Origin of the sequence: Mesorhizobium sp. M0854 (genome assembly GCF_040319815.1) — a bacterium.
In the GTDB taxonomy this organism is placed as follows: domain Bacteria; phylum Pseudomonadota; class Alphaproteobacteria; order Rhizobiales; family Rhizobiaceae; genus Mesorhizobium.
Window position 1 is genome coordinate 83940 of the sequence record NZ_JAMYOL010000009.1, and the last position, 18862, is coordinate 102801.

An 18862-nucleotide genomic window follows, 5' to 3' on the forward strand; every position below is an offset into this window, starting at 1 on the left:
GATCCGGCGCGTTGGCCGGCAAAATCGCGCCCGCCCTAGCTCAAATCCGGCGTATGGTCAAACAGACGCCTGTGTTCCTTGAGCGCATAAGTGTCCGTCATGCCGGCCAGGAAATCGGCAACACTGCGCGCCTTGACGCGGTCCTCTGCCCGGTCGAGCCCTTCGCGCCAGCCATCCGGCATGGCGCGCGGATCGGCGAAATAGACGTCGAACAGGTCCCTGACGATCTGGTCGGCATCGGCGCGCACCCGCATGACCTCCGCATGCCGGTAGAGGTGCTTGTAGAGAAAGGCCTTCAGCTCCTTTTCCAATACGGCCGTCTCGGCGGAGAAGCTCACCATCGGCTCGCCGGCCGCCCTTACCGCTTCGGCGCTGTCAGGCTTGATGCGCGCCAGATTGGCCGTCGTCGAGACGATCACGTCCTCGACCATGATGGTGATCTGCCGGCGCATCAGCTCGTGGCCGGTGCGTACGTCATCGAGCGCCGGATAGCGCTGACGCACGCCCTTGAGGATCGACCCCGGCAGCGAGACGCCTTCCAGCATATCGAGCGTCAACAGCCCTGCCCTCAAGCCGTCATCGATGTCGTGGGTGTTGTAGGCGATGTCGTCGGCAATCGCCGCGCACTGCGCCTCGATACCAGCGAAGCGGTCGAGCTCGAGGTCGTGCAGTTCGGAATAGTCGCGGATAGCCTGCGGCACCGGCCCCTTCAGCCCTTTGCCCTTGGCATCGGTCAGCGGGCCATTGTGCTTGACCAGCCCCTCCAGCGTTTCCCAGGTGAGGTTCAGCCCATCGAACTCGGCATAGCGCCGCTCCAGCCGCGTCACCACACGCAGCGACTGCGCATTGTGGTCGAAGCCGCCCCAGGCGGCCATCTTCTCATTCAGGGCGTCCTCGCCGGTATGGCCGAAGGGCGTGTGGCCGAAGTCGTGCACCAGGGCCACCGCCTCGGCCAGGTCCTCGTCGCCGCGCAGCGCCCGCGCCAGAGCGCGTGCGATTTGCGCCACCTCGATCGAATGCGTCAGCCTCGTGCGGTAATGGTCGCCTTCGTGCGCGACGAACACTTGCGTCTTGTGCTTCAGCCGGCGGAACGCCGTCGAATGGATGATGCGGTCGCGGTCGCGCTGGAACGGCGTGCGCGTCGGGCTTTCCACCTCGTCGAACAGCCGCCCGCGCGACTTCGCCGGGTCGCTGGCATAGGCCGCGCGCGGCCGATAGCCGAATCCGATGTCGCCCAACTCGTTGGTCATAGCGTATGCCGCAGTTGACTTGCCCGGTCGCGCTTCATACCTATCATACAAAACCGAAAGCAAGGTGACGCCCATGGGCGCTGATGCCAAGACCGCCATGAAAGTCGAGATGACCGACGCCGCCGCCAGGCGGATCGCCAAGATTGTGGCGAGCGAAGCCGGCAAGACGGCGCTGCGCGTTTCGGTTGAGGGCGGCGGCTGTTCCGGCTTCTCCTACAAGTTCGACCTGGTCGATGGGCGCAATGACGACGACGTCGCCATCGAGAAGGACGGCGCCACCGTGCTGATCGACGACCTGTCGCTGGTCTATATGGGCGGCTCGGTGATCGATTTCGTCGACGATCTGATGGGCCAGTCGTTCCAGATCAGAAACCCCAATGCGGTCGCCTCCTGCGGCTGCGGCACCAGCTTCTCGATCTAGAAATGCCCGACATCGGCGCGGTCCGTCAGGTCGCGCTTTCCGCCGGGCGCGACCTCGATGCGACGCTGGCGTTCTGGCGCGAAGTGCTCGGCATGAACCTGCATGCGCGTTTCGATCCGCCGGGCATCGCCTTTATCATGGCCGGTGACGTGCGCCTGCTTTTCACCGACGGCCTGCCTGCCGGCACCGTCTATCTCGACATATCGGGCCTCGACGAGTTCCACGCTTCGGCAAGGGCCGCCGGTGTTCCCTTCACCGCGCCGCCGGCGCTCGTCCATCGCGACACCGAAGGCCTGTTCGGCCAGGCGGGGGAAAGCGAATGGATGGCCTTCCTAAAGGACCCGGCAGGCAATACGATCGGCCTTGTCGAACGTCATCCACCGGATCGCTAGTCTCCGGACCACCAGCCTATCGAGGCCGTCATGAAAATCGTCACCTGGAACATCAACGGCGTTCGCGCCCGCATCGGCAATTTGACCCATTGGCTGACGGAAAGCGCGCCCGACATCGCCTGCCTGCAGGAGATCAAGACGGTCGACGAGCAGTTTCCCCGCGCCGAGATCGAGGCGCTCGGCTACAATGTCGAGACTTACGGCCAAAAAGGCTTCAACGGCGTCGCCATCCTGTCGAAGCTGCGTTTCGACGAGGTCAATCGCGGTTTGCCGGGCGACGATGCCGACGAGCAGGCGCGTTTCATCGAGGGCGTGTTCTCGACCGACAAGGGCGCCTTGCGCGTTGCCTCGATCTATCTGCCGAACGGCAACCCGATCGACGACGAGAAGAAGTTCTCCTACAAGCTTTCCTGGATGGCGCGACTTGAGCGCTGGGCCGAGGAGCGGCTTGCTCTGGAAGAGCCGCTGGTCCTGGCCGGCGACTACAATGTCATTCCCGAGCCGATCGACGCGAAGTATCCGGAAAACTGGCTAAGCGATGCACTGTTCCAGCCCGCGACGCGGCAAGCGTTCCGGCGGCTGAAGAATCTCGGCTTCACCGAAGCCGTGCGTGCCGTCACCGACGCCCCGGACATTTTTACGTTCTGGGACTATCAGGCCGGCGCCTGGCAGAAGAACAACGGCATCCGCATTGACCACCTGCTTCTGTCGCCCGAAGCCGCCAACTGGTTTTCCTCGGCTTCGATCGAAAAACAGGTGCGCGCCTGGGAAAAACCCTCCGACCACGTGCCGGTGGCGATCGATCTGGCGCTGCAGCCGGCCTGACCGGAGCTGCTGTCCGGCGGCACAATGATAAGTTGACCTCTTATCGCCACAAATCGCGCGCTTAATGAGAAATCATCATGGTGGCTGGGGTTCCCATGACTACTCGATTTGCACTTTGCCCGATCGGCTGCGCGCTTGCGATGGCGGTGGCGACGCCGGCTTTTGCCGATGCAGAGTGCCTGGCTAACGGCAAATCATTCCAGATCGGCCGGGTCGCCTGCCTGACGCTTGCCGGCCAAAGCTACCTCGCCCGTTGCGAGATGGTGCTCAACAACACATCCTGGACAAAGCAGCGGGATGGCTGCCCGGAGAACACGCTGGCCCCACATCTGCAGGGCACGCCGATCTCAACACCGGCGCCCAGCGGCATGCCGGCGGAACCGACCGACAATTGATCTCAAAACGGAAATTCTGCCGACCTATTGGTCGCCGCCACCCTTGGTGAGGATGTCGTCGGCCAGCGAGATCGCGGTGCGGCGGTCGGCTTCGCCGGCGGCCGCAAACGCTTCTTCCTGCATGCCGCGGATCCATGGCTGGTCCGCGGGTGAGGCCCGTTCGAGCGCCGCGGTCATCATCGCCAGCCCCCGCACGATCTTGCCGCTTTGGAAGAGCAGGTTGCCGAGCGTGGCCTGCGCGCCCGCATGGCCCTTTTCGGCCGCCAGCTGGAACCAGCGTCCGGCCTGCTTGACGCTGGCCTTGACGCCGCCCTCACCCTTGAGGAACATCTGGCCCATCTCGAACTGGGCGTTCGGGTTGCGGTAGTTGGCGGCGGCGCGCATGTAATATTCCTGGGCCGCCACCTCGTTCTCCTCGACGGGGCTGCCGGGAATGCCCTTCCTCAGATAGTCGCCGAGCGCCACCAGCGCGTCCGAAACATAGCTTTCCTCGGGCGAACCGGGCTCGACATCCTGGTCGACGATCTCGCTGAAGAACTTGAACGCCGCGTAGTCGTCTCGCGCCACGCCATCGCCTTCGGCATACATGCGCGCAAGCTTCCAGGTGGCGCCGATCTGGCCGTTCTCGGCGGCATATTTATAGGCTTCCGCGGCCTGCTCCTTATGGCCGTTCTTGTAGGCGGAAAAGCCGAACTGGAACACCGCCCACGGGCTCGACTGCGGCTTCACGCCGGTCTTGTCGTCGAACACCTTGTCGTCGAAGGCCATGGCCTGGCCGACGGCGCCCAAGGTCGCGCCAAACGTGGCGAGCGCAACCAGTGCCGAAAGGACAGACGACCTCAACAACTCAGATGTCCGCATAGCAGTGTGTTTCTTTGGCACCGCCGGGATGGGTGACCGCGCCGTCGCGGGCAGGTCCGACCGTCTGTGCGTATTTCCAGATCGCGCCCGACTGATAGTCGGTCGTGCGCGCCTTCCATGCTTTTGCCCTCGCCGCCAGTTCGGCTTTGGACAATGCAACCTCGATCGTGCCGTTCACCGCATCGATCGAGATCAAGTCGCCATCCCTAAGCAGCCCGATCGGGCCGCCCACTGCCGCTTCCGGCCCGACATGGCCGATGCAGAAACCGCGCGTTGCGCCCGAAAAACGCCCGTCGGTGATGAGCGCCACCTTGCCGCCCATGCCCTGGCCGTAGAGAGCCGCCGTCGTCGACAGCATTTCGCGCATGCCCGGGCCGCCGCGCGGACCCTCGTAACGGATGACGAGAACCTCGCCTTCCCTATAGTTGCGGTGCGTAACGGCCTCGAAACATTCCTCTTCCGAATCGAAGCAGCGTGCCGGACCCGAGAATTTGAGCTCCGCCATACCTGCGACCTTCACGATCGCGCCTTCGGGGGCAAGGTTACCCTTCAAGCCCACGACCCCGCCGGTCTGGGTAATCGGCCTGTTGGCGGGACGGACCACATCCTGGCTGTCATTCCAGGCAACATGTTCCATATTTTCGGCCAAAGTGCGGCCGGTCACCGTCAGGCAATCGCCATGAAGATAGCCATGGTCGAGCAGCGTCTTCATCAACAGCGGAATGCCGCCTGCCTCGAACATGTCCTTGGCGACGTATTTGCCGCCCGGCTTGAGGTCGGCGATATAAGGTGTTTTCTCGAATATCCTGGCCACGTCGAAAAGATCGAACTTTATCCCGGCCTCGTGCGCGATCGCCGGCAGATGCAGCGCCGCGTTGGTCGAGCCGCCGGTGGCCGAGACCACGGTCGCGGCATTTTCCAACGCTTTTATGGTAACGATGTCGCGCGGGCGGATGTTCCTTGCGATCAGCTCCATGATCTTTTCGCCGGAAGCGAAATTGAAGCGGTCGCGCATCTCGTAGGGTGCCGGCGCGCCGCAGGAATAGGGCAGCGCCAGGCCGATCGCCTCAGCGACGGTGGCCATGGTGTTGGCGGTGAACTGGGCGCCGCAGGAGCCGGCCGATGGACAGGCGGCTTGCTCGATCTCGAGCAGCTCGGCGTCGCCGATGGTGCCGACCGAATGCTGGCCGACCGCCTCGAACACGTCCTGCACGGTGATCTGCCGGCCACGGTAGCTGCCGGGCAGTATCGAGCCGCCATAGATGAATATCGACGGTACGTTGAGGCGCACCATGGCCATCATCATGCCGGGCAGCGACTTGTCGCAACCGGCCAATCCAACCAGCGCATCGTAGCAATGGCCGCGCATGGTGAGCTCGACCGAGTCGGCGATGACCTCGCGCGACACCAGCGACGACTTCATGCCCTGATGACCCATGGCGATGCCGTCGGTGACGGTGATGGTGCAGAATTCGCGTGGCGTGCCGTTGGCCGCCGCCACGCCCTTCTTGACCACTTGCGCCTGGCGCATCAGCGAGATGTTGCAGGGCGCGGCCTCGTTCCAGCAGCTGGCGACACCGACCAGAGGCTGCGCGATCTCGGCCGCCGACAGCCCCATAGCATAAAGGTAGGAGCGATGCGGCGCCCGCTCGGGACCAACGGTCACGTGGCGGCTCGGCAGCTTGGCCTTGGAGATCGCTCTGGCGTCCATACTCGTCCTTGCCGCGGGCGGTGCGGCCTGCCTCTTCGCCTAGCCTTTTGGCGCATGTCCCGAGACAGGTTCGAGGTGCGCCGGGTTTATGGCGGGAAATAGGCAATGTTCCCGGGCGGCCGGGCGACGCGAGGGTTGTTCAGAAACTGTTGCCAAAACGTCACAATTATCGGAGCGAACATCATGGGGACAATTGTTGCGCCAGCCGAATGCCGGACGCCATGCATCCAACCGACGGCCGGGCAGTGCCCGGCCGTTTTGTCGTTTAAAATTTAATAGTTAGAACTTGATCTTGACGGAAGCCGAACCGGCGAGAAGCAGGTCGTTGCCGTAGGTATAGGTAACGGCATTTGCCACGTCGCCGACACCGCTGAAAGTCGATGACCCGCTCGTCAGCACACCGATCGAGCCGCCGAGCCTGACCTCGACCTGATCGTTCGGCGAATAGGAGACGCCGCTGGCAACGGCCCAGGTATCCGACTGATAGCCGGAGGTCGTCGAGGTGCCGCGATCCCAGGTCAGCGAAACCACGCCCGACAATTGATCGGTGAACTTGTGCCCGATACCGCCCGTGACCGTCCAGCCGTCGCGATAAAGCAGGTCGAATGAAACGGGCGAGGGCAAACCGGTTACCGGACTGCGCACGCCATTGATGGCAATGACGCCAAGCTTGCTCCACTCCTGCCAGCGGATGGAACCAAAGGCCAGCCAGCCAGGAGCTATGCCGCTCTGCAGCTTGAATTCCAGAGCCTGAGGTATCTCAGCCGACGCCGAGACTGGGTACACGCCGGTAGAGCCGGGAATCAGATCCGCTGGAAAGGCGCCCCTGAAGCCGGTCGTGTCGACGGTTCCCGACAGCCCGTCATATTTGTAGCTCGAAGAGTACATCAGGCTGGCGCGCAGAGCGATCTCGGGGATCTCATAGGCTGCGCCCGCACGCCAACCCCATGCCTCGTCGGATAGCTTGAAGACACCGAGGCCGGTATTGCCGAAGGCGAGCAGTGTCTGACGGGAAAGAAACGCGTCTACCTGCTGGTAGGAGACACCGCCGATGAATCGTATGGCGCCCTTGCCGACGTTCACCTTATAGGAGCAGGTGAGACCGAAATCGTCTGTGTCGACGGCGTATTTGACCGCTGTCGGCGAATAGGCGTTGTTCATGCCGAAATTCGCGTCCGCACCATACGGTCTCGTATAGGTGGCAAGACAGTCTACGGGCTCAAAGATGTTGGCCTTGATGCCGACATGCGGCACCGCATAATCGCCACCAACGTCCACCGCCGATGTCGACAAACCCGAGCCATCGAGACGCTGCACATTCTTGAGTTTGCGCTGTGGCGAAACATAGGTGACGCCTGCGTCGAACGAATATGGCGCCGCGTCGAACAGCTGATCGATGTTGACGCCGCCCCGGTCAAAGCCCCCGGCTTGCACCGTCCCAGCCAAAGCCAGCGAAAAAGCCCCCGCGCCCAGCAGCACTTTGAGACGCGAATAACACATGAATCTCCTCCCCGAAATATCCTTGCATCAAGCTAGAACCAATTCAGGTTAACGGCGCAACAACGAATTCGCCGTGCGTACATGTACAGCTTGGCTGAACGCATTTCCGACAAGGTGTCGGCCTTGTTGCCGAGGCGGGAAAATGGCCGCCACAATACAGATCGACGAGAAAACTCGGGAAAACCCTCTAAATCACTGCAGAACAGGGCATTTTGCGTGCCCAGTCAGCCATTGTTACATTATGGCAACAATGGGGCAAAAACATTCAGTTTGCCTCAAGATTTACGCTGCGGAATGCCCGTTTTCGTGGCAGGCGGCCTGTCTGGAAGGCAGATTCGTGACCGGCGAATCTATTGCGGCCAGCAGGCCCAATTTGTTTGATCAGCCGGCCCAATCTGTTCGATCAACTTGTTTGATCAGCCGGCCCAATCTGTTCGATCAACCGGCCCAATCTATTCGATCAACCGGCATCGCGCACCCGCGCCAATGCCACCGAAAGCTTCTCTTGCGCCTCGCGATATTCGGCGAGTTTTTCACGCTCGGCCTCCACCACCTCTTCCGGCGCGTTGGCGACGAATTTCTCGTTGGACAGCTTCTTGTAGAGCCGCGCTATTTCCTCGGTCACCTTCGCAAGCTCCTTGTGCAGGCGCGCTGCCTCGGCGGCAAGGTCGATCAGGCTGCCGAGCGGCAGGCAGATCGTCGCCTCGTTGACGACGATCTGGGCGGATCCCCTGGGTGGCGCCTCGGCGAGCGAGATGTCGCCGACCCGCGCCAGACGCTTGATGGCCGAGTCCTGACGCTCGAGCCTTTCGCGTGTCGTTTCGTTGGCGCCGATCACCACGAGCGGTGCGATAGCCGCCGGCGGCACGTTCATCTCCGAACGCACCGAGCGGATGCCGGAGACAAGGTCGACCAGCCAGTTGATATCGGCGGCCGCCGCCTCGTCCTCGAAGTCGGGCGACGGCCATGCCGCATGACAAAGCAGCGATTGCCGTTGCCTGCCCTCGCCGGCGGTTTCGGCCCACAGTTCCTCGGTCATGAACGGCATCATCGGATGCAGCAGCTTGTAGATCTCGTCGAGTACGAAGGCGACGCAGGCCCTGCTCTCGGCCTTGGCGGCCTCGTCGGTGCCCATGAACACCGGCTTCAGCAGTTCGAGGTACCAGTCGCAGAACTGGTTCCAGACGAAGCGGTAGGCGGCACCCGCCGCCTCGTTGAAGCGGTATGAGGTGATGCCGTCCGTTATGTCGCGCGCGGCTCGCGTCAGCTCCGTCAGGATCCAGCGGTTGACCGCCAGCTTGGCGTCCTGCAGCCAGAAATCGTCGTCGCGCGCCACTTCGTTCATCTCGGCGAAGCGCGTCGCGTTCCACAGCTTGGTGCCGAAATTGCGATAACCGGCAATGCGCGCCGGATCGAGCTTAACATCGCGGCCTTGCGCTGCCATCACAGTCAAGGTGAAGCGCAGCGCATCGGCGCCGTATTCGTCGATGAGCTCGAGCGGATCGATGACGTTGCCTTTCGACTTCGACATCTTCTGCCCGTTCTTGTCACGAACCAGCGCGTGGACATAGACCGTATGGAACGGCTCCTGGTCCATGAAATGCAGGCCCATCATCATCATGCGGGCGACCCAGAAGAAGATGATGTCGAAACCGGTCACCAGCACGTCGGTCGGGTAATAGGTCTTCAGCTCCGGCGTCTGGTCCGGCCAGCCAAGCGTCGAGAACGGCCACAGCGCCGACGAGAACCATGTATCGAGCACGTCCTCGTCGCGGGTCAGGATCTCGCCAGGCTGGAAATTCTCGAGCTTGTCCTCGACCCAGGCCTTCCACGGCCCTTCCAGCGCCAGATAGTATTCGACGGCGGCACCGAGCGCCTCTTCCTCGGTCTTTTCGACAAAGACATGCCCGTCCGGCCCGTACCAGGCCGGGATCTGGTGGCCCCACCAGAGCTGGCGCGAAATGCACCAGGGCTGGATGTTTTCCATCCAGTCGAAATAGGTCTTTTCCCAGTTTTTGGGCACGAAATTGGTACGGCCCTCGCGCACCGAGGCGATCGCCGGCTTGGCCAGTTCCGCCGCATTGACATACCACTGGTCGGTCAGAAACGGCTCGATCGGCACGCCGCCGCGGTCGCCGTGCGGCACCGTGTGGCGATGCGGCTCGACCTTCTCGAGAAAGCCGCCCGCCTGCATCAGCTCGACGATCTTCCTGCGCGCATCGAAACGGTCGAGGCCGTCGAGGCTGTCCCAGACGGCCTGGCGCTCCGGCGTCACGTCCAGTCCGGCGAGAAAGTCCTCATTGTCCTTGAGGCTCACCGCCGCATTGACGGTGAGGATGTTGACCGCCGGCAGCCGGTGGCGCTTGCCGACCTCGAAATCATTGAAGTCATGCGCCGGCGTGATCTTGACCGCACCACTGCCTTTTTCGGGATCGGAATACTCGTCCGCCACCACCGGGATCCTGCGGCCGACGATCGGCAGGATGAGGTTCTTGCCGACAAGATGCCGGAAACGCTCGTCGTCGGGGTGGACGGCGACAGCCGTATCACCCAGCATCGTCTCCGGGCGGGTCGTCGCAACGGTAATGAAGGTCTTCGGATTTTCCGGATCGAAGGTCATGCCTTCGACCGGATAGCGGAAGTGCCAGAGGTTGCCGTTGACCTCCTGTTGCTCGACCTCGAGATCCGAGATGGCAGTCAACAGCTTCGGGTCCCAGTTCACAAGGCGCTTGTCCTTGTAGATCAGCCCTTCCTTGTAGAGCGTCACGAACACTTCGAGCACGGCCTTGGACAGGCCCTCGTCCATGGTGAAGCGCTCCCGGCTCCAGTCGGCCGAGGCCCCGAGCCGCTTCAGCTGGTTGAGGATGGCCCCGCCGGATTCTGCCTTCCATTCCCACACCTTGTCGATGAACTCATCGCGCGTCAGGTCGCGGCGGTGAATCTGCTTTTCTATAAGCTGGCGCTCGACCACCATCTGCGTGGCGATGCCGGCATGGTCCATGCCTGGTTGCCAAAGAACGTTCTTGCCGCGCATGCGCTCGAAGCGCACCAGAATGTCCTGCAGCGTGTTGTTGAGCGCATGACCCATATGCAGCGAGCCGGTGACATTCGGCGGCGGGATGACGATGGTGAAGGCTTCAGCCCCCTCCTCGGCCCCGGCACCGGCCCGAAACGCGTCGGCCTCTTCCCAGATCCTGGCAATCTTCGGCTCGACGGCTTTGGCGTCGTAGGTCTTTTCGAGCATGGGAAAACGGTCCGCGCTGTCCGGAATTTGTGGTCCGGTGTAAATCGGAAGGTTGTTGCCAAGTCAACCGCAAGGGCGGCATGGCCAATAGATAGCGCCGGGATGGTTCGGTGCAACTCGCGGGACTGAATGTTGCAAGGCAATCGCTTCAGGTTTGCGCTGCCCCTCATTGCCCTGCCGGGCATTTCTCCCCGTATAGTGACGGGGAGAAAAACGCCTGACTGAAGTTTTCGCCAGTCACGAGCGTTGCGGAAAAGGCGCCTAAATTGCGGTCAACCCCTTCTCCCCGTCACTATACGGGGAGAAGGTGCCGGCAGGCGGATGAGGGGCAGCGCCGACTTCGACAATTCGCCGGTCGAGCGCCGCCCATTGGCGGCTCTCCGAATTGCTACTGCGCGCCGCGCGCGACGCGCTCGATTTCCTCGCGCACCAGCCGCTCGACCAGCGTCGGCAGGTTGTTGTCCAGCCAGTCCTGCAGCATCGGCCGCAGCATCTCCTCGGCCATCTCGTCGAAGGTCTTCTTGCTGCGGCTGGCAAACGCGTCTGAAAGTTCACCGAACGCAGCGGCAACCTGCCGGCCCGTATGCTCCGAAAGGATCGCCGGCCGAAGGGACGGCGCCTCGCTGGCCGCCGGACGCGCCAATCCGATTTTCGAAGATTCCGGGCCGATTTTAGAAGGTTCCGGGCCGCTTTCCGAAGGCTCCGGCCCAATTTCCGAAGGCGCCGGCACAGGTCCAGCAGTCGCCTCGTTCTCGAAAACCTCGGCTTTCGGCTCGGCGTCCGGCGTCCGGAGTGGCTCGGCGCGCTCCGGCTTGGCCATCGCGTCGCCGACCGCGGCGATCTCGCGCCGCCAATCGGCGATGATGGTGTCGGTCGTCTCGGCAGCCTTGGCTGTCGCAGGCTGATCCGGCTTTGCTGGAGCGGTGTTCACCTCAGCCAGCGTCACCGCTGCCTTTACCGGGCCGGCGCGCAGCGGCGTTTCCTGGCGCTCAATGACCGGCGCGGCCGTTGGCTGCACCTCGGCGCGCGCGGCCGGCTTGGCGATCTCCAGCCCGCCGCGCAGTTCGGAGCGGAACGCATCCCCCTCCGCTGCCCGTCCGGTTGCCGGCGCCGGTTGCAGATCCTGGCGCAGCTCGTCCGCGTCGCCCGGCTGCTTGCGGCCGGTATCGCTGTCCTCGATGATCCTTCTGATGGAAGCCAGTATTTCTTCCATGGAAGGTTCGCGCTGTACGCTGCTTGCCGTCGCCATCGTCACATCCGCCGCCCTTGTGACTCGTTCTCAGATTTACTGTCCGGCAATGCCGGATTCGAATCATGGCAACAGCGTAACCGACGGAACGGCTTGCGAGAATCCCCAATCTGGCGACATCTCGGATTTCAACAGATTAGGGTCGGGAGTTGAAAGCCCGCGCGTCGTTCGAGCGCGGGCTGAAAACACGGCCTGGCGATCAGCGGCCGTCCGGCGTGCGCAGGCCGATCCACTTGTCCTTGACGGCGTTGTAATGCTCTTCGGGCCTGTACTTCGTCACGTTGAGCGCAAGGCGGTCTGCCGACAAATGGCCAACCGCCGAGAGGATGGCATAGCTCGCCACCACCACGTCGCGTTCGGCGCTGACAAGATTGATCTTGGCGGTGATGAGGGTCGCCTGCGCGTTGAGCACGTCGAGCGTGGTGCGCTGGCCGACATTGCGCTCTTCGATGACGCCGTTCAGGGCAAGCTGCGCGGCGGCGACCACCTGCCGGTTGGCCGTGACGCTTTGCTGCGCGGCGGTGTATTGCGACCATGCCGAGGTCACCGCCTGGCGCACGGTGTCGCGGCTGACATCGACCTCGATACGGGCCTGGCTGAGTGATTCCTTTGATTGGCGAACCAATGCCGAGGTCCGGCCGCCGGAATAGATCGGTATCGTCAATGTCGCGCCGATGTTCGCCGAATTGGTCACGCCATCCTGTGTCGAGGAGAGCGAGCCGGGCGCGGTGCCGCGATAGGCGCTCGAAACACCCGCCGACGCCGAGAGTTGAGGCAGCAGCGCGCCTTCGGCAGACTTCACCGAAAACGCCGCCGCGTCGACCAGATGCGCGGTGGCGAGGATGGCCGGATGCTCGGCCGATGCGATCGCGATCGCCGCATCGAGGCTCGACGGCAACAGCTTCGACAGCGGCGAAGCCGGCCTGAGCCTGCCCGGCTCATCGCCGACGATCTGGCGATAGGTCGCGGCACTTGCCAGCGCCGTGGCGCGGGCGGCGCTCAACTGCGCCACCGCGGAGGCACGCTGGGCGTCGGCTTGCGCGACGTCGGTGCGGGTACCTTCGCCGACCTCGAAGCGCGAACGCGCCGCACGCGCCTGCTCGGTCAGGAATTGCAGGTTCTGTTCGGTCAGCACGGCGACCTGACGGTCGCGGATGACGTCCATATAGGCGCTTGCCGCGTTGAAAAGAGTGTTTTCTTCGGCGTTGCGCAGGCTTTCGAACGAAGCGCGGACCCGCGATTCGGCGGCCGCCACATTGTTCCTGGTCTGAAAACCGTCAAACAGCGTCTGGTCGATCTCGACGCCAAAGTTGCCGGTGGTCAACGAGATGTTTCGGTGCAACAGGTTGCTGTGGCTGGCGGTATAATCAATACTTCCGGAACCGGTGATGGTCGGGCGCCAGCCGGACTTGGCGATGGCAACGCCCTCGTCGGTGACGCGAACGCCGGCGCGTGAAGAATTGAGAGAGGAATTGTTCTGATAGGCCTTTGAAAGTGCCCCGAGAATGGTTTCGGCCGAGGCGGCCATTGGAGAAAGCGCGGTCGCCGAAACGAGGACAGCGGTAAAAAGCAACTTGCGTACAGACGGCACGTTATATTCCCTCATTCGTTTTGCACGGGAACTGCGCCACGCTGGCTTCTCCTTCTGATCAGCCGGCGCCGCGTTTTTTATCGTTCCCCCGCTGAAAGCCCCCAAGAAACACCCGGTTATGCAGATCAGCAACGATTGTTCAAACGCAAGCGATCATGACAGCGCCTTCGCTGCAAGGCAAAATCACTCAGAATTCGAAGGCGGGAATGCGTTCGAATCCCGGTAGTGGCTTAATTGCCGCATTAAATGCGCGTCTTCCCGTTACAACCCCTCCAGTCTTAAAAAAAAGCCGGGCTACGCCCGAATTGCCCTGCCCCTCCACGGCGACGAGTCGGCCGCCTTCGGCAAGCTGGTCGAACAGCGCCGCCGGCACCTCCCCGACGCTGCCGCCGATCAGGATGACGTCGTAAGGCGCCTTATCTGCGTGGCCTTGCGGCAGCGGCCCGTGGACCACGGTGACATTGCCGCAACCCAGTGCCGCAAGCGTCGAAGTGGCGGTCTCGGCCAGCGCCGGATCGCTTTCCAGCGCCACCACGGACCTTGCCAGCCGCGACAGGATCGCCGCCGCATAGCCGGTGCCGCAGCCGACATCGAGTGCCGAATCGCTTGGGCCGATATCGGCCAGCTGCATCAGCTTGGCCAACGGCGACGGTTCCATCAGATAGCGCGGACCGTCGGCCGTATCGGCGATGCGGATGTCCTCGTCGATATAGGCAAGGTCACGCTGGCCGGCGCCGACAAAGGCCTCGCGCGGCACGACAAGCATCGCCTCGAGCAGCGGTGCGCTGGTCACGTCGGTGGTGCGGATCTGGCCGTCGACCATCTTCACCCGGCGTTCGGCAAAATCAGCGCTCATGTTCCAACCATCCGCTTGCCGCGCAAAGGCCGCGGCTGTTTCGACCGGAACTGAAGCCCCCTGGCGCTGACGCGCGGGAGCTCGGGCATTGGAGGCCTCGCCCGGAATCGAACCGGGGTGCAAGGATTTGCAGTCCTCTGCGTAACCACTCCGCCACGAGGCCTCATTGCTCCCGGCGTTCCACCCGGCTCCAATAGGTTGCGGCGAAAATGCCGTCAAGCGGCCACCATGCATTCCCAACGGTTCCTCGACATTCCATGCCCTGCCTTATCAACGCAATGCCCATGTTAGCAATAACATATTAGCTTATCGTTAAGCATGATTCTGGGCGACGGGAACCCGAAACCGGCGGCCACGTTGGGCAAAGAGGAGGCTCCGCCATGCGTCGAGCAGCTACGAAGGACGGCACGTCGCGCGGATTGTCGCAGTCTGCAGAGCTTGTGCGCTATGCCATCGACCGCCTCAGCATAGAAGGCGCAAACACCCTGCCGCCGCGCGACCGGGCGCGGCTGGCATCGGCTACCGCCGTTCTCAAGGAGCTTTGCGAACGTCTGGAGAGCTGCTTCGACCAACCTCGGTAAACGTATGGGCGGACGACGCCGCTCGCCGACATATGGCAGGCTGGCGGCCGTCAGCGGGGCAATCTCAGTCAGGCCGGCGCCGTCGCTCCCACCAGACGACGAAGCGGCGCCGATGACGACGCACCAGGGCAAATTCGTAGGAGAGCACCAGCAGTCCGATCGGTACCATCCAGAAACCCAGGATCGGCAGGAAGCCGAGAATGCCGCCGATGATCAGCACGACGCCGATCGCAATCCTGAGGCCGCGCGAGCGCGGCATGGTGAACTGGCGGCCGAAGACCGAGATTTTCCGGGCCGGTGGCTGTTCGTCGCTCATTGCCGTCATGTGAAATGTCGATCCGTTTGCATCAGTAGCACGTCAGCCGGAGAAAGCCGCAACGGCCTTTTCTGTTCCGTGACAGGCGAGAGACAGCTCATATGAGGGCGCTCGCCGGCCATTGCCAGCAAGCCTCGCGCCAAAAAGCATCGAAAAAATGCGAAATGCTTCTTTGCAAAGCCGAAACGGGTTTGCTATAGGCTGCCCCACTCACGCAAGAGCCTCTGTTCCCCGGTAGCTCAGTGGTAGAGCAACCGGCTGTTAACCGGTTGGTCGCTGGTTCGAATCCGGCCCGGGGAGCCAACATCTACGCTTCGGTGCGATGCGGCCGCGGACCTATTCAATTTCCCTGTAGGATCATGCGCTTCGCTCCAGCCGGCGCGATTGTGGCCAACCTTCGCGCAAGCATCGACGCGATGTTCTGGTTATAACTAACGCTTCGAGTTGGATACCGGACCTCGACCTATGCCTTTCCTGCTGCGCCTATCGAGATTCAGGAATGAGCCGCTATCGACCACGCCCCTGAGTACAATATGACGAAGGGAACATCACGATCCCGACGGATCCCGATGCCGCAACGCGTCGACAATGATCTTGAACGCAGGAAGGTTTTGGCGGCGGCTCGGATAATAGAGAAAATAGCCATCGAAGAAGGGTGACCAGTCGTCGAGGACCTTCACCAGCAATCCTGAGACGACGTGCCGCTCCACGATGTTCTCGGGAACATAGGCGATGCCATAGCCACTCACTGCAGCGTCGATCATGGCGTAGGAGTTGTTGAAGGTAAGTTGACCGTCCACACGGACACGCAGCGCCTGTCCATCCTTCTCGAACTCCCATGCGTACAGACCACCGGCGGTTTCGTGACGCATGTTGATGCAGACGTGCCGGACCAGATCCTGCGGATGCACAGGCACGCCGTGCGCCGCGAAGTATCGCGGCGAAGCCACGGCGACTAAGCGCCAGTCCGGGCCGATGCGGACCGCGATCATGTCTTTCTCGACGCTCTCTCCAAGCCGGACACCGGCATCAAAGCCTTCCTCGACAATGTTGCGGAAGGTGCTGTCCAGGATCAGTTCGACGCCGATGTCGGGATAGCCGCTGAGGACCGGCTTAAGCTTCGGCCAGACCACGCTTTCGAGCGCGTGGTCGGACAGGGTCAACCTGATCGAGCCTGACGGCTTTTCGCGGAGCGCCATCAGCGCTGTGATCTCGTCTTCGATTTCACCAATGCGCGGGGTGATCGTCTGTAGCAGCCTTTCGCCCGCAACGGTCGTCGCGACATTACGCGTCGTGCGGGTCAGAAGGCGTATGCCCATGCGTGTTTCGAGCTGCTTGATCGTGTGACTGAGCGTCGATTGCGCGACGCCGAGCTTTGCCGCCGCCTTGGTGAAGCTGCGCTCTTCTGCGACAGCCTGAAACCACGTCAATTGGTTGAGATCGGTTCTGGCCATGAAGTTTCTCTCTCCGTCGCTTGCAGCGGATTATTCGATATAGTCGATAGGTTCATACCGATTTATAGGGCTAATCGCTTTATGACAAAACCATTAGGTTTGCACTGCAACAATGCATTACCGCGATGTCGGTGATTTGGATGACATGGATGTCGCAAAATGCGGCCGAGGCCGCCGGCAGGCCTGATGGTCGCGGCGATCCAGGCTTCGATCCTTCTGGGCGCGGTAGTCGGAGGGGTGCTGCTGTATGGTCTGACGATCTCCGCGATCTTCATCGGCAGCTTGGTTCTGGCCGGCTTCGCAATCGCGCTGATCGGCAACGGTCGGCGTCTGCTCAAACTCGAAGAGGACTGGCCAAAGTGGCGAGTGGTTCAATTCCAACCCAAACTTACAGGAGATCGGAAATGCCTTTGAATACCCCTGATACGAAAATACCAGCGCGTGAAATCCACCGGCGGGAGCTTTTGAAGCTGACCGGCTCCGGCATCGCCGCCTTCAGTGGGGCGTCACTCTTCAACTTTCCCTTCGCAAAGGCTCAAGATATGTCAAACGGTGCAAACAATTTCTATACGAGCGGTCAGGTGACGCTGGAGAAAGTGACCTTCAAGAGCCAATACCAGATGAATGTTGCGGGAAATCTGCTCGTTCCCAAGAACCTCGACCGCAATGCACGTCATCCGGCCATCGTCGTCGGCCATCCAATGGGCGCGGTGAAAGAGCAAAGCGCGACCCTCTATGCCACCAAGATGGCCGAGCAGGGCTTCATCGCCATGGCGATCGACCTGCCATTCTGGGGCGAGAGCGGGGGCGAAGCCCGACAGATCGTTTCGCCGGATGTCTATGCCGAGGCGTTCAGCGCGGCGGTGGACTTCCTCGGGACACACGCGTTCGTGGACCGCAACCGCATTGGCGCGATTGGTGTCTGCGGCAGCGGCAGCTTCGTCATCAGCGCCGCCAAGATCGACCCGCGCATGCGCGCCATCGCCACGGTCAGCATGTATGACATGGGCGCGGCGAACCGAAACGCACTCAATCACTCGCTAAGCGTCGAGCAACGGAAGCAGATCATCGCGGCGGCCGCCGAACAGCGCTACTCCGAATTCGAAGGCGGCCAAATCCAGTATACGGGCGGCACTGATCTCGAACTGACCGCGTCGACGCATCCCATCCAGCGCGAGTTCTACGATTTCTATCGGACACCCCGCGGAGAGTTTACCCCGGCGGGTGTCTCCGACCAGATAACGACTAAGCCGACGCTGACCAGCAACGTCAAATTCATGAACTTCTACCCGTTCAATGACATCGAGACGATCTCGCCGCGCCCAATGCTGTTCATCAGCGGCGATCAGGCGCATTCGAGGGAATTCAGCGAGGAAGCCTACAGACTGGCAGCCGAGCCCAAGGAACTGGTTTGGGTCCAGGGCGCCGGTCACGTCGATCTCTACGACCGTGTGGACCTGATTCCGTTCGACAGGCTTACCAGCTTCTTCAATCAGCACCTCTCCGCGTGACTGACGAGATGGAGCCTGTGTTTGCTGGGGCGGGCTCCATCTGCCTAGAAAACGGAGGAATGACCCGTGCTGAAATCACTGCTGAGCGCTGGCGTTATTGCATTTGGAATGGTTGGACCCAGGATGGCTCAAGAACGTATTCGCATTTCATCAGACTGGGGCGAGGTCACGGCCGATCTTGCCGATAACGAAGCCGCAAAGTCTCTTGCTCAGATGTTGCCGCTTACCATTGAGATGAGCGACCACCTTCGCCAGGAAGAAGACCGGTAAATCTACCGGCTCCATTTCCGGAACAGACACGGCAGCGCGACTTCTCGGTCGGCACGCTCGGGCTGTGGAGTTCCGATCATTTCGTGATCTACTATCGGAATGGTCGCGTCCCGTCGTCCGGCATCGTTGTGCTCGGGAAGGTCGCCGGCGATGTTTCGATCTTTGATCGTCCCGGTTCCGTCACGGTGAGAATTGAACGTGCTGGCTGAGGCGTGTGCAGCGCGGTGGCATCACGGGAAACAGCGGCATGAGCCGGGTGCGGATTTCGACAGCGCCTGCCCCTGCGGTCACAGACGCCACGACCGGCATGGAGCACCTCCTTGCCACCGCGGCGATCCGCTCCCTGATTTCCCTCGTGATCGTACTGATCCCCAGGCCGCGTTCAACACTGCCGCGCGATACCGTCCCTAGCCGACCTTCACGAGCAATCCTCCT

The 18862-nt window shown here is 62.0% G+C and carries 20 protein-coding genes and 2 tRNA genes; 11 read left to right on the forward strand and 11 right to left on the reverse strand.

The window, feature by feature from the left end:
* Positions 1-35: 35 nt before the first annotated feature.
* Entirely contained in the window at positions 36-1250 is a 1215-nt protein-coding gene (locus NKH99_RS16315; protein WP_353014708.1) for a deoxyguanosinetriphosphate triphosphohydrolase, read from the reverse strand.
* A 73-nt stretch (positions 1251-1323) separates the two neighbouring features.
* Here NKH99_RS16315 and erpA point away from each other — a divergent pair, with 73 nt between their 5' ends.
* The 4 genes from erpA (at position 1324) to NKH99_RS16335 (ending at position 3283) form a co-directional block, all read left to right on the forward strand.
* The gene (erpA, locus tag NKH99_RS16320) at positions 1324-1671 is read left to right on the forward strand and encodes an iron-sulfur cluster insertion protein ErpA (RefSeq protein WP_352539735.1); all 348 of its coding nucleotides are present in this window, start codon (positions 1324-1326) and stop codon (positions 1669-1671) included.
* A 2-nt stretch (positions 1672-1673) separates the two neighbouring features.
* Positions 1674-2063, forward strand: a complete 390-nt coding sequence (locus tag NKH99_RS16325) for a VOC family protein (protein ID WP_352470415.1) — start codon at positions 1674-1676, stop codon at positions 2061-2063.
* Between the two features lie 30 nt (positions 2064-2093).
* Positions 2094-2888, forward strand: coding sequence for an exodeoxyribonuclease III (gene xth, locus NKH99_RS16330; RefSeq protein WP_023678937.1), 795 nt, complete (start codon positions 2094-2096; stop codon positions 2886-2888).
* Positions 2889-2965: 77 nt separating this feature from the next.
* Positions 2966-3283, forward strand: coding sequence for a hypothetical protein (locus tag NKH99_RS16335; protein ID WP_023678938.1), 318 nt, complete (start codon positions 2966-2968; stop codon positions 3281-3283).
* Between the two features lie 24 nt (positions 3284-3307).
* Here the strand turns inward: NKH99_RS16335 and NKH99_RS16340 are convergent, their stop codons facing one another.
* The 3 genes from NKH99_RS16340 to NKH99_RS16350 all read right to left on the reverse strand — a co-directional run bounded on the left by NKH99_RS16340 (position 3308) and on the right by NKH99_RS16350 (position 7355).
* Positions 3308-4144 (reverse strand): tetratricopeptide repeat protein, encoded by an 837-nt coding sequence (locus NKH99_RS16340; RefSeq protein ID WP_023678939.1) that lies wholly within the window; start codon positions 4142-4144, stop codon positions 3308-3310.
* Positions 4131-5855 (reverse strand): dihydroxy-acid dehydratase, encoded by a 1725-nt coding sequence (gene ilvD / locus NKH99_RS16345; RefSeq protein ID WP_352686585.1) that lies wholly within the window; start codon positions 5853-5855, stop codon positions 4131-4133. The genes NKH99_RS16340 and ilvD overlap by 14 nt, the downstream gene beginning before the upstream one ends.
* Before the next feature lie 279 nt (positions 5856-6134).
* Complete coding sequence (locus NKH99_RS16350; protein WP_352470410.1) at positions 6135-7355, reverse strand: OmpP1/FadL family transporter; 1221 nt, start codon at positions 7353-7355, stop codon at positions 6135-6137.
* Between the two features lie 90 nt (positions 7356-7445).
* Between NKH99_RS16350 and NKH99_RS16355 the strand changes: the two genes are divergently transcribed.
* Positions 7446-7736: a hypothetical protein gene (locus tag NKH99_RS16355; protein ID WP_353014710.1), complete on the forward strand. Its 291-nt coding sequence runs from the start codon at positions 7446-7448 to the stop codon at positions 7734-7736.
* Between the two features lie 79 nt (positions 7737-7815).
* Here the strand turns inward: NKH99_RS16355 and NKH99_RS16360 are convergent, their stop codons facing one another.
* The 5 genes from NKH99_RS16360 to NKH99_RS16380 form a co-directional block, all read right to left on the reverse strand.
* On the reverse strand, positions 7816-10599 hold the full coding sequence (locus NKH99_RS16360) for a valine--tRNA ligase (RefSeq protein WP_353014712.1): 2784 nt from the start codon (positions 10597-10599) through the stop codon (positions 7816-7818).
* Positions 10600-10987: 388 nt separating this feature from the next.
* The gene (locus tag NKH99_RS16365; protein ID WP_353014714.1) at positions 10988-11848 is read right to left on the reverse strand and encodes a DUF2497 domain-containing protein; all 861 of its coding nucleotides are present in this window, start codon (positions 11846-11848) and stop codon (positions 10988-10990) included.
* 199 nt (positions 11849-12047) lie between these two features.
* Positions 12048-13439: a TolC family outer membrane protein gene (locus NKH99_RS16370; RefSeq protein ID WP_352737155.1), complete on the reverse strand. Its 1392-nt coding sequence runs from the start codon at positions 13437-13439 to the stop codon at positions 12048-12050.
* A 187-nt stretch (positions 13440-13626) separates the two neighbouring features.
* A complete protein-coding gene (locus NKH99_RS16375; RefSeq protein WP_352568867.1) occupies positions 13627-14295 on the reverse strand; it encodes a protein-L-isoaspartate O-methyltransferase family protein in 669 nt (222 codons plus the stop codon).
* Between the two features lie 89 nt (positions 14296-14384).
* Positions 14385-14458 (reverse strand) — tRNA-Cys (locus tag NKH99_RS16380).
* A gap of 217 nt (positions 14459-14675) precedes the next feature.
* Here NKH99_RS16380 and NKH99_RS16385 point away from each other — a divergent pair.
* Positions 14676-14876 (forward strand): hypothetical protein, encoded by a 201-nt coding sequence (locus tag NKH99_RS16385; RefSeq protein WP_352451402.1) that lies wholly within the window; start codon positions 14676-14678, stop codon positions 14874-14876.
* A gap of 64 nt (positions 14877-14940) precedes the next feature.
* Here NKH99_RS16385 and NKH99_RS16390 read toward each other — a convergent pair whose 3' ends face one another.
* On the reverse strand, positions 14941-15201 hold the full coding sequence (locus NKH99_RS16390) for a hypothetical protein (protein WP_023676401.1): 261 nt from the start codon (positions 15199-15201) through the stop codon (positions 14941-14943).
* Between the two features lie 219 nt (positions 15202-15420).
* On the opposite strand from NKH99_RS16390, the gene NKH99_RS16395 reads away from it, so the two are divergent.
* Positions 15421-15495, forward strand: a tRNA-Asn gene (locus NKH99_RS16395).
* A gap of 245 nt (positions 15496-15740) precedes the next feature.
* On the opposite strand, the gene NKH99_RS16400 is transcribed toward NKH99_RS16395, so the two are convergent.
* Positions 15741-16646: a LysR family transcriptional regulator gene (locus tag NKH99_RS16400; protein ID WP_353014715.1), complete on the reverse strand. Its 906-nt coding sequence runs from the start codon at positions 16644-16646 to the stop codon at positions 15741-15743.
* A 186-nt stretch (positions 16647-16832) separates the two neighbouring features.
* On the opposite strand from NKH99_RS16400, the gene NKH99_RS16405 reads away from it, so the two are divergent.
* From NKH99_RS16405 to NKH99_RS16420, 4 genes are all read left to right on the forward strand, one after another.
* Positions 16833-17060 (forward strand): hypothetical protein, encoded by a 228-nt coding sequence (locus NKH99_RS16405; protein WP_352470377.1) that lies wholly within the window; start codon positions 16833-16835, stop codon positions 17058-17060.
* 50 nt (positions 17061-17110) lie between these two features.
* A complete protein-coding gene (locus tag NKH99_RS16410) occupies positions 17111-18157 on the forward strand; it encodes an alpha/beta hydrolase (protein WP_352830969.1) in 1047 nt (348 codons plus the stop codon).
* 66 nt (positions 18158-18223) lie between these two features.
* The gene (locus tag NKH99_RS16415; protein WP_352470375.1) at positions 18224-18427 is read left to right on the forward strand and encodes a cyclophilin-like fold protein; all 204 of its coding nucleotides are present in this window, start codon (positions 18224-18226) and stop codon (positions 18425-18427) included.
* 62 nt (positions 18428-18489) lie between these two features.
* A complete protein-coding gene (locus tag NKH99_RS16420) occupies positions 18490-18636 on the forward strand; it encodes a hypothetical protein (RefSeq protein ID WP_352766966.1) in 147 nt (48 codons plus the stop codon).
* Positions 18637-18862 lie beyond the last annotated feature (226 nt).